This is a genomic window from Furfurilactobacillus curtus (assembly GCF_045862785.1).
Lineage (GTDB): Bacteria > Bacillota > Bacilli > Lactobacillales > Lactobacillaceae > Furfurilactobacillus > Furfurilactobacillus curtus.
Genome location: NZ_BQXO01000004.1, coordinates 18081 through 28702 on the forward strand (window position 1 = coordinate 18081; position 10622 = coordinate 28702).

The 10622-nt window shown below is 40.5% G+C and carries 8 protein-coding genes; 3 read left to right on the plus strand and 5 right to left on the minus strand.

Annotation, left to right across the window (positions count from 1 at the left end; genetic code table 11):
• The first annotated feature begins 340 nt into the window (after positions 1–340).
• A complete protein-coding gene (locus ACKTR2_RS07350) occupies positions 341–1069 on the plus strand; it encodes a MucBP domain-containing protein (RefSeq protein ID WP_407884052.1) in 729 nt (242 codons plus the stop codon).
• 90 nt (positions 1070–1159) lie between these two features.
• Here the strand turns inward: ACKTR2_RS07350 and ACKTR2_RS07355 are convergent, their stop codons facing one another.
• Together ACKTR2_RS07355 and ACKTR2_RS07360 are read right to left on the minus strand one after the other, a co-directional pair.
• Positions 1160–2413 carry a peptidoglycan bridge formation glycyltransferase FemA/FemB family protein gene (locus ACKTR2_RS07355; RefSeq protein ID WP_407884054.1) on the minus strand — a complete coding sequence of 418 codons (1254 nt, stop codon included), beginning with the start codon at positions 2411–2413 and terminating at the stop codon, positions 1160–1162.
• Positions 2414–2650: 237 nt separating this feature from the next.
• Positions 2651–3247, minus strand: a complete 597-nt coding sequence (locus ACKTR2_RS07360; protein ID WP_407884348.1) for a GNAT family N-acetyltransferase — start codon at positions 3245–3247, stop codon at positions 2651–2653.
• A gap of 168 nt (positions 3248–3415) precedes the next feature.
• Here ACKTR2_RS07360 and ACKTR2_RS07365 point away from each other — a divergent pair, with 168 nt between their 5' ends.
• Together ACKTR2_RS07365 and htpX are read left to right on the plus strand one after the other, a co-directional pair.
• Positions 3416–3979 (plus strand): LemA family protein, encoded by a 564-nt coding sequence (locus tag ACKTR2_RS07365; RefSeq protein ID WP_407884056.1) that lies wholly within the window; start codon positions 3416–3418, stop codon positions 3977–3979.
• Between the two features lie 35 nt (positions 3980–4014).
• Positions 4015–4917, plus strand: coding sequence for a zinc metalloprotease HtpX (gene htpX / locus ACKTR2_RS07370; protein WP_407884058.1), 903 nt, complete (start codon positions 4015–4017; stop codon positions 4915–4917).
• 347 nt (positions 4918–5264) lie between these two features.
• Here the strand turns inward: htpX and ACKTR2_RS07375 are convergent, their stop codons facing one another.
• The 3 genes from ACKTR2_RS07375 to ACKTR2_RS07385 all read right to left on the minus strand — a co-directional run.
• Entirely contained in the window at positions 5265–7922 is a 2658-nt protein-coding gene (locus ACKTR2_RS07375; protein ID WP_407884060.1) for a YfhO family protein, read from the minus strand.
• 292 nt (positions 7923–8214) lie between these two features.
• Positions 8215–9792 carry a peptide chain release factor 3 gene (locus tag ACKTR2_RS07380; RefSeq protein WP_407884062.1) on the minus strand — a complete coding sequence of 526 codons (1578 nt, stop codon included), beginning with the start codon at positions 9790–9792 and terminating at the stop codon, positions 8215–8217.
• 156 nt (positions 9793–9948) lie between these two features.
• Positions 9949–10622, minus strand: a 674-nt coding sequence (locus ACKTR2_RS07385; RefSeq protein ID WP_407884064.1) for a C40 family peptidase, incomplete at its 5' end; no start/stop codon positions are given.

Here is a 10622-nt window from a genome sequence, read left to right on the forward strand (position 1 = left end):
CTCACCATTTTGATGGTGGGACTTTTTTTATTGGGTAAAACCGGCCTAATCTTTGATCCCTTACCGACAATGTTCAAGGCCGACCCTCCTACCGATTTCCTGTTTTTTAACCCCCTATGTGCTAGCTATTTGGCTTAATCAATGTAATGATCAAACTATATCCTGGTGTGTACCAAGTTCGCTACATAACAGCAAAAAATGTCCTGCAAAACATCAATCAAAAGTATTTTTAGCATGTTTGACTCTTTAGGATTTCACTAAGCGATTTAAATCCTCATGCCGTTTACCTGCCGTTTGCGCTATACTATAACTAATATCAAGTGCAATGGGGTCTGCAATTATGAATGACAATTTAGTCGAAGGTGTACCAGTCTGGGTTTATTACACCGATGTTGATTCAGGTAAAACCTTGCTTGAACCAAAAGTATTAAGGGGTAATGTTGGTGAACCCTTTAAAGTTGACGTGCCAGAAATTGATGATTTTCGGTTATTGCATCATACAGGTACGCTTGAAGGCTGGTTCTCTAATCAGCAACAAGAAGCCCGTCTATATTTCCGTGAAGCTAATTGGGCCGAAGTTGAACAGGTCAAAATGTATGCCACCATTCAAGAAGACATGCCAACTTACGATCGGCCTGATGGTGAATTACAGGCCTTAGAAATGCCGGTTGGTTCCGTATGGCGCGTATTTTCGCGAGTGGCAACAGATAATGGCGAATTTTGGTATAACATGGGCATTAACCAATGGGTCATGTACAAGCCCAACGCCTTTGCCCTTAATTCAAAACCGGTTAGACCAACATCACATCAAGATAATTTGCCGGAGCACCATTGGGATGTTAACCCCATCTCTGCGCGTGGCGAGATTGACTTTGTCGATGGTCAGGCCGTCTCTTACTACGCCGAACCATATGGGCGCCCGAGTGGCACCATTCCCAACCGCAGTGTCGTGGTCATCAATGGTGAAATCAGTGATCCATCTGGCGTAGTTTGGTTCCAACTACAAGGATTAGGGTTTATCAACTCGATGTATGTTAAATTAACTGGGCCAATGGATGTTCGGGCGTAAAAATATAGCAAATAGGGATCGTCAATCACACTTGTCTGTGTAACTGACGATCCCTATTTGTATGCGTTCACCAATTGGCGATGCCTTTTTCTACTGACGTCCCGTTAAATGTTTTAAAGTTTGGACCACTTGATAAGCAAATGGCCGCACTGGCCGTGTGAAAACACCTGCTGTCTCTAGTGTTTCACCATTAAAGGATTGCTTGAACTTTAGCACCCCATCGGAACCATCGAAGTTACCAGTAACTCCATAAAAGTTATACAGTGGGATTTGATCAGCAACTGCTTGATGGAGCATTTCATCTTGAATCAAATACGGCGCGTAATAGCGTTTAAATTCATCATTAGTAAAACTAAACATATAGGAGACTTCCTGCGGTTGTGTGAAGAACATGGCGCCGGCCAAGACAACCGTGTCACCGTATTTTTCTTGTTGCTGACTGGCATCTGCGATTCGCTTAACATGTTGCTTATCCTGATCATTTAATTCGTTTAACTGTTTCTTGAAATGTTTATTTGTCGGTGACTGCGTGAGCTTTTGCTGAATCGTTGCAATTTGCTGACTTAACTCCTCACGTTTGTGTGCTTCTTCTTGCAAATAATCGGCAAAGTTCAATTCAGCAAAAATGAACTGTACCTGATCTCCATAGGCTTTAAACGTCTTTTGATAATAATCCAAAGATTTATCTGTAAACCCACGACGTTCAGCAGTCGCGTCCGCGTATTGTTTGAACTCGGGCAATTCCTCATATGAAAGCCGCCGTAGCTTAACACCGAACTGGTGGGTCTTTTTGATGGCATATTGGGCGTCCTTCGTGTAGCTAGCAGGCAGTGTCGCCTCTGTCAGCTCAGATAGATCCTTAATGAACTCATAACCCAAACTAATCTTGGAATATTCCCCATCTACCACTGGCTTAGATGGTTGATACTGGAATCCGGCTGCCTGCAAATGACGGATACCAGCATCACTAAAATGCTTGGTCACTCTACCGTCATCATCAAAAGCCCGTGTATGCATATTGGGTAACCATCGCAGGACCAATCCTCGACGCGCTTTTGCATAAGCAATCGTTTCATCAGCCAAGAATTTAACTAAATCCGCATCTTGCCAATCCAGCAATGGCCCACCAGAAACTTCAAACAAAGTGCCGACATGTAATGGCCGACTATTAAGTAATTCAGTCGCAATTACCTCACCGTGGTCATCAACAACGCCCATTAGTTCTGATGCCCAGCCACGCTGTGAAAGAACTTGTTGTTGATATGTTGTTTGCATGTAGGAACCAGCCGGATGGTGCTGTTCGAAGGCAGCATATTGTGCTTCTGTCAGTTTCTGAAATTGCATGAAATATAGAACTCCCTTTTTTCTAAAATAACGAGTTTCACTGTGATCATTAAGTCGATGACCATAGCTCATAAAAGATTTCACCGATAGCGAGCATATCAATAGTGCAGTGGAACAACAACTATAAATCCAAATTCAAAAACAAATGTTAAGCATTGCGATCTTTCACTAGGTCAAAATAATTTAGGTCACAATAAAAAAGCAATCCAACTTATGTCGCTGGATTACTCAACTTATTTATGCTTCTAATACACCAGCTTCGACCACTTCACGTTGCATGTGGAAATACCAGTGATCCCCTATTTTTTTGATACCGACCGTTTTAAAATCGTGTCGGTCATAAAGCGCCTTAGCACCGGGGTTTTCGAAATCAACATTTAAACCGACGACTGATTTATCATCCTCGGCGGCAAAATCAGGAATTGCCTCCAATAATTTGCCACCGATCCCTAAACCTTGAAACTGTGGATCAACCACGATTGAATCCAGATACCATTCGTTTTTAAACGCCTCGTAATCAGATCCAAACGGACTGTCCGTTTCAAAGACATCGCTGAAACGGGTAGCTCGTTCCAGCACTCGATCAACAGCTGCTTCATTTTCATCAGGGTAGCCAAACGCCACCCCTACTACTTGACCATTGGCCTCGGCCACCACTGTCGTTGCTTTACCAGATAGATAGGCTTCGCTCTGGTAAGCGGCGGTGATGGCCTTTAGGACGGCAGGGTCAGGGACGTCTTCTAATTCTTCGAGTTCCATTTCCTTGAAAATGATATTGATGAGGGGGGCTATCTGGCCAGCATCATCTTTTTGTGCCTCACGTATGGTTATGATAAATATTCCTCCATTCTGTCTGCTTAATATCATACCTGAAAGCCGCCATAAAGGCAAAAATCACAATTATTCATTAAGGCAAACTGAGAAACTGCCGCATTGGTTATTTCTTTGGTAAAATAGGCTCAAACGTAAGTCAACTACGCCAGTAGAAGAATGGAGAATAATATGATTCCAACAATTATCATTGTGGTTATTTTAGTTTTGCTAGTTGCCATCTACATCGGCCAATATAACGGTCTGGTGCGATCAAGAACCTACACGCAGGAATCTTGGAGCCAGATTGACGTGCAACTCAAACGACGAAATGATTTGATCCCTAACTTAGTTGAAACCGTTAAGGGGTACAGCAAGTATGAACAAAGTACCTTGGAAAAGGTCATCGGTTTGCGCAATCAATTGGTTAACGTGCCCGCAGACGATCACCAACAGGCGATGAACCTATCTGATCAGCTAACTAATTCACTGAAGAGTATTTTTGCAGTTGCCGAAGCTTATCCTGACTTAAAAGCTAATACCCAATACAGTCAGCTGATGGAAGAACTTTCCAACACAGAAAATAAGATTGCTTACTCACGCCAGTTATACAACACCAGCGCTGCTAACCTGAACTTAAAGATTCAGTCTTTCCCAAGTAATATCGTCGCTAACATTCATCACTTTACCCCAGCTGACTACCTACAAGTTCCCGAAGAAGAAAAGTCAGCCCCAAAAGTGTCTTTCGATAAATAAGCAACATCCATTTTATTGCAAAGGAGTCTCATCCCTTGTTATTCGAACAAATTCGTCAAAATAAGCGACGAACCATCTACGTCCTCATCGGCTTTGTCTTACTGGTGATGGCCATTGGCGTCGCCGTCGGTTATGTTTTCTTCAATAGCAGCTTGATCGGCTTAATCATGGCGTTAGTAATCGCCGTCATCTATAGTCTCGTCATGATTGGTAACTCAACGAATGTTGTCATGTCGATGAACCATGCCCAAGAAATCACCAGCGCAGAGCAAGCACCGATGCTATGGCATACCGTGGAAGACATGGCAATGGTCGCACAGGTTCCAATGCCTCGTGTGTTTATCATCGATGATCCCAGTCCGAATGCATTTGCAACGGGCAATGATCCACAACATGCGGCGATCGCAGCTACGACTGGTATCCTCCGCGTCTTAAATCGAGAAGAATTAGAAGGCGTCATTGGTCACGAAATGAGCCATGTCCGCAACTATGACATTCGCCTACAAACGATTGCCCTCGCCTTATCTGCAGCTATTAGCTTGTTGGTAAACATCGGCATGCATTCCTTTTGGTGGGGCGGCGGTCGCCGCGATCGCGATAATGACAACAATGGCGGCGGTTATCTACAAATCATCATGATCATTGTCTCAATCCTGTTGGTTATCCTAGGGCCATTAGCCGCATCCATTGCGCAAATGGCCTTGTCGCGTAATCGTGAATACCTTGCCGATGCCGGTAGCGTTGAGCTAACCCGCAATCCTCAAGGACTGATTTCTGCGCTACGCAAGATCTCAAGTAGTGAGCCGATGCAAGCTGCTGATGCTAGTAGCGCAGCCCTGTATATTTCTGATCCATTTAAGAAGAAACGGTCCTTCAGCCATTGGTTTGATACGCATCCACCGATTGAGGATCGAATTGAACGACTGGAGAAGATGTAACAACTTTTTATAAAGAATTGTAATGAAAAAATACTCACAGCCTCCTTCATCTTTGCGATGTTGCAAGTTGTGAGTATTTTTGACTCTAATCGCTGATTCCTTACATTTGATGGCCGGCATTTACAATTCGATTATCTAAAAATGATAAACAATGTCAAATGTTAGCTTACTGTTGAGATAACAACACATAACACTCACAGAATAGTTTATCACCACGGATTTAATATTTTTATCCCATGTTGAGATTTAGACGCTTAAAAATCTCGTACAACTCACTCGATGAATTTTCTGCGCACTGTTCCGAAAAGGTTAAACATCCCATAGTTATGCATTCTCACAATTTACATTCATTGAACTCGATGTTTGTACTCATAAAATAGTGTGCAACCGATTATCAATAAAGAACTGACAGCAGATATCAAAATTCCTGCGTGTAAACCAGCAGGTTCATAAACAAGATGAATCATTTTAGTTCCCGTGGGAACCTCAATCCCCATTAGTGTTCCAACAGCTCGCTGTTGAGTTAGTATGCGACCATTTTGATCGGTAATCTTCCATGCTTCATCATAAGGTAATGATAACATCAGCGTTTGTGAACGCTTATTATTTACCTTTAACTTAATATGGTTATTCTTTATTTGTTGATTTTCAATCATCCCAGACGCCTTTAATAACTTACGACCATCGCGCAAGACCAGTGAATTTTGTGTATATGCCCTGGCATCTAAATTCATGCCTTCTATTGGTTTATTGTCACTAGAGCGTAACGTCACAGTACTTTCCTGCCCAGCATGAAAATTCCCTAAATCAATAATTCCATTTTCTCCCTCTGTTCTATATTCCGAAATTAGTCGTCCATTAAGAAAAACATTCAGAGGTTGACTGATTAACGTTGATCTTACTTGAGGAAACTCTGCATATAGTTCACCGTCATGATTGGCCACTACTCGATATTTCTTTATTGCTGAAGTAGTTGTTGGCATCAGATCTATTCTGGCCAGATCATTCAAATTGCGTTTATCTCCGGTAATAGACCGCCATATTAAATTCTGATTCTTAAATGGATTAATGTTACTAGTCTGTTCCAGCTGGTGATTGCCCCATAATGCACTTCGGTCAACAGTCATAGCTAAAGGAAGCGCGTCTGTATCTCTATATATTTTAAGATTATTAACATTACTTATAAGCCTTCCTTTAAAACTTAAATTATTGACCACGTTATCATATCCCACACTTGCAACTACTCTATTAAAATCTTTTTGAAGAGTGCTGTTAGAATTCTCAATTCTGTATTTCACACCAAATAATTCATCCATTGCCCTAGTTGAACCATTACTATAATTCGACCACCTCGTCCAGCCATGATTTTGATGATAGCCAACAGCGGCCATGAAGTTAACCAAATCTGTTGGCTGTGTTGATGTATAACTACTCATGCCATTATAGTTTAACAACAATGGTTGATTTGTAGATTGTGATGTAGATATTCCAATTCTATAGAACGTGGAATCATCTCTTTTAATGTCACTTATTGCTGAACCAAGGGTATCAACATATTTGTTAAAGACAGAGACTTGGAGTTGGGTTTGGTTGGTGCCCCAGTTCATCCAAACCCCATAGCTAATATCCAAAAAAGCTAGTACGACTAATGCGAAACTGCCAAAACGAGATAAGTTTTTGTGAGTTATTAGAAACCCAAAGATTGCCATCATAAACAAACTGTAAACAAGAGTTCGACCACTAATAAAACTTTCCACTTTTGAAAGAAGGATCAGTAAAGCTGTTACTACTAATAAAATACGTTCCAGTTTGCGACCGGAAATATTTAAATCACTTCGTAATGAAACAGCAGCAACTTGACACATCACAAAAACTAAACAAAAGGATTCTCGTTGTGGAAAGCCATTTGGCATTGCAAACGCATGCCAAGCTAAATAAATCCCTTTAAAAGCGGAAAAGAATATCAAAGTTACGATCAGATAAAACCAAAGGCGCTTTTCATCACCACGAATTGAACTGGAGCTAAAAAATAACACTAACGCAGTAATGACAAACATACCACAAAAGATTAGCGGCCCAACCTGCGGTACATTACCAGGCACTCCTCCTAAAATTCCTCTGGTTTCATCAACTAAGTTATACATAAAATCAAACGAAAATCGATAAGGTTCTTTAAGCACTCCCGTTGTTGAAAGATAACTAGGTATTAGTATTGCACTTGCTAGGCCTAAACTAAATCCTCCCGTAATAATTGCGGCAACAGAACGATTACGCAAAGTAATGGTATTTACTTGCTTCAATACTTTGCTCCAAAGAATTAAGAAGATAAATTCAATAACACAAAAAAAACTTATGATAAAACCTGTGTAGTAGTTAACTACAAACGCATAAAACAAAAGCAATCCAAAAAGATATGGTCTTTGTCCACTAAATATTTTTTCAAGGCCAAGCATAATTAACGGTAGGAGTATAACTGCGTCCAGCCACATTACGTTAGACATGTAGATAATAGAGAATGCTGATAACGAATAAGCTGTTGAAATGACGAGATCAAACCAAATTGCATTTCTCTTCTCTATCACTTTAAACATGCTTAACTTAAAATGGAAATGAAGATAAATGAACATGGCTAATCCGGATATTGCCAATTTAAGCCAAACGATCGTTAAAAGAAAATTTGCCACTCTACCTACTGAGAAAAAAAGAATGAGTAAATTAAGTGGATTCAGTAAATAGTAAGTAAAAATCCCAAAAAAATTCCCACCAATATTAATTGATGTATTATAAAGAAATGCGCTTGGATTACTCAAATTTTGTTTTAAGTAAGCGAAAAAGCTCAAATATTGATTATTTGCGTCGATATATGCAATTGTGTTGTCCCCAAATGGTGTTATTTTCAATAGAAATAGCATCACACCAAAAATAAGGAATGGTATTAAAAACGCTGCCCCATAAAAAAAACAACTTCGTCTTAACGAACTCATTTCATTTGATTTACTTTTCAAAGTTTCTCCCCCTTATGAAGAACGGCGCTCAAAGATAATTGATGACCATCTGTATAAAACTATATGTTCCCGATGGCATCCCGCCGTACTTTAGCAAATGGAACAATTATTGAATAAACTTAATCAAAACAAGTGAAACACATTGACCAGCGTCTGACTTCTCCACGAAACGAATTAAATTAAGATTTAACACGAAATTTTTTTGGGGAAGAATAATAACCAGTATTTAACTATACTTATAGACTTTCGATCAAAATCAGCACAGACTAATAATTTTAATTCGCATAGACATTTACAACTTCGCCGCTAACTTCACATCTGGATATTTCTGAATGAACCAGTTCTCAGAGAATTGATTCTCAAATAAGAATAGTGGCATATCGTGACTATCCTTAACCAAGATATTGCGACTTGAAGCCATCTTTTCATCCAATTGTTCCGGATCAATCCAGCGAGCAATTTTTGAACCCAGTGGTTCCATCGTAACTTCAGAATTGTATTCATTTTTCATCCGAAATTCGAAAACTTCAAATTGAAGTTGCCCAACAGCCCCTAAGATATAGTCATTAGCAGTGTAGGAGCGAAATAATTGGACAGCCCCCTCTTGAACTAGTTGCTGAATTCCTTTATGAAATGACTTTTGTTTCATTACATTTTTGGCATTAACTCGAACAAATAGTTCCGGCGTAAACTGTGGCAAATCTTGAAATTGAATCGCTTCCTTGCCAGTATAAATCGTATCACCGATTTGAAAATTGCCTGTATCATATAAACCGATGATATCCCCCGCCACCGCCGTTTGAACATTCTCTCGTTCTTCAGCCATAAATTGGGTTGAATTACTTAATCTAAGTTTCTTATCGGTTCGCTGAAGACTCACATCCATGCCACGCTCAAATGTGCCTGAGCAAATGCGAACGAATGCAATTCGGTCACGATGCTTGGGATCCATATTTGCCTGAATCTTAAAGACAAAACCCGAAAAAATTTCATCGGTGGGCTCAACGAACCTGTTAGATTTCGTCTCGTGTTCTGCTGGTTGCGGTGCATAATCCAAATAAGTCTTCAAAAAAGTCTCCACTCCAAAGTTAGCCAAAGCGGACCCAAAAAACACAGGCGTTAAATCACCAGTTTTGATTTTTTCCTGATCTAACTCATTGCCGGCCGCATTAATCAAATCAATTTCATCAAGTGTGTCTCGCCAAATTGATTCCTGATGTAAGGAATTTTCCTCAGCAATATCGCCATCTTCATTCAGTGGTAAATATTGCTGTCCATCCGCATCTGGATGATACAAGGCAACCTGCTGATTATAACGATCGTATAAACCTTGTAGTCCCTTGCCCATGCCAATCGGCCAATTCATCGGATATGTTTCAACACCAAGCACATCCTCTAATTCAGCTAATAAATCCAATGGTTCACGCCCATCTCGATCCAGCTTATTCATAAAGGTGAAAATTGGAATGCCACGCATTTTACAAATCTGAAATAATTTTTTAGTTTGCGGTTCAATTCCCTTTGCTGAATCAATCACCATAATTGCTGAATCGACAGCCATTAAGGTTCGATAAGTATCTTCGGAAAAATCCTCATGTCCAGGAGTATCTAAAATATTAATTCGCTTGCCATTGTAGTCAAACTGCATCACAGAACTGGTAACCGAAATTCCACGTTGTTTCTCGATTTCCATCCAATCTGATGTAGCAAACTTACCGGTTTTACGCCCCTTGACGGTTCCTGCTTGCCGAACGACGCCACCAAGTAATAACATTTGTTCAGTAATCGTTGTTTTACCCGCATCCGGGTGTGAAATGATTGCAAAAGTGCGTCGTGATCGAACTGCTTCGTTTAATTTTTCTTTATTCATGAAAACTCCCTCGCTTTATATGCGACTACTATCATACCATGTGATTAAAGAAAAAGGACTACTCGGAAAACGTCTCTCTTTAAAACCGTAAAAAGACGTGAAAATAATGTTATTTTCACGTCCAATATATTTTATTGCTAATTAATTTGAACGAGACTACACAATCCGTCGATTAATATTATCGGCAATTTCTTCCCAAGTTCCCAGATCTGGCACTTGGTCTGTCAATCGATTAATCCCAACGCCACCCGTTGAAGAGTTAGGCGAATCGTGAATAAAGTAACCATCTCCTAAATAAATGCCAACATGATTAACATCATCCATAAAGAAGATATCGCCTCTTCTTAGCTGACTCCAATCCACAGGCGTTCCGTACCCTTCAAGTGTCCACGTCGTAGCACTTGTATAATTTCCTAGTATGATCCCAGCTTGCGAAAAAGCCCAATGGACAAAGCTGGAACAATCAAATCTATGCGCAGCAATCGAGGCCGGTGTTCTCCCACCACCCCAAGTATATGGTGCCAGTCCAATTTGACTTTGAGCGGCGTTGACTACTGCTTCAATGGTGGGATTTGTCGCAATCCAAACACCGTCGTTATCGATATGATACATCGTACTGTTAAGCCATTGCGTTGCATTTTTTAGCAAAACACCACCGTCGCCAAAGTAATAAGTATTACCCCAGTTATAATAATATTGGTTGGTGTAGCGCACGCCACCTTCACCAAAGTAATACATGTTGCCCCAGTTGGAGTAAAACTGGTTGGTGTAACGGGCACCACCATCGCCGAAGTAATACATGTTGCCCCAGTTGGAGTAAAACTGGTCGG